General features: G+C 50.9%; 2 tRNA genes and 1 rRNA gene. All 3 read left to right on the top strand.

From position 1 onward, the window contains the following. Positions 1 to 63: ribosomal RNA gene (locus tag ACQUTI_RS26370) — 16S ribosomal RNA — on the top strand; the annotation flags it as partial. 69 nt (positions 64 to 132) lie between these two features. Then, positions 133 to 209: transfer RNA gene (locus ACQUTI_RS26365), tRNA-Ile, on the top strand. 36 nt (positions 210 to 245) lie between these two features. Beyond that, a tRNA-Ala gene (locus ACQUTI_RS26360) sits at positions 246 to 321 on the top strand. The last annotated feature ends 31 nt before the right edge of the window (positions 322 to 352 follow it).

The following is a 352-nucleotide window of genomic DNA, read 5'->3' as shown; positions in this document are numbered from 1 at the left end:
ATGACTGGGGTGAAGTCGTAACAAGGTAACCGTAGGGGAACCTGCGGTTGGATCACCTCCTTACCTTAAAGAACCTGCCTTTGCAGTGCTCACACAGATTGTCTGATGAAAAACAGCAGTAAAAACCTCTACAGGCTTGTAGCTCAGGTGGTTAGAGCGCACCCCTGATAAGGGTGAGGTCGGTGGTTCAAGTCCACTCAGGCCTACCAAATTTGCGAAGCAAATTTGAAGAGGTTGCAAACGATGGGGCTATAGCTCAGCTGGGAGAGCGCCTGCTTTGCACGCAGGAGGTCTGCGGTTCGATCCCGCATAGCTCCACCATCTTTACTGCGAACACAAGAAAACTTCAGAG

It is taken from the genome of Klebsiella sp. 7-CIP_Kleb., from assembly GCF_050378655.1.
Lineage (GTDB): Bacteria > Pseudomonadota > Gammaproteobacteria > Enterobacterales > Enterobacteriaceae > Klebsiella > Klebsiella quasipneumoniae.
The sequence above is the reverse complement of the archived record's forward strand: the minus strand, read 5'-3'. Positions and strand labels throughout refer to the sequence as shown.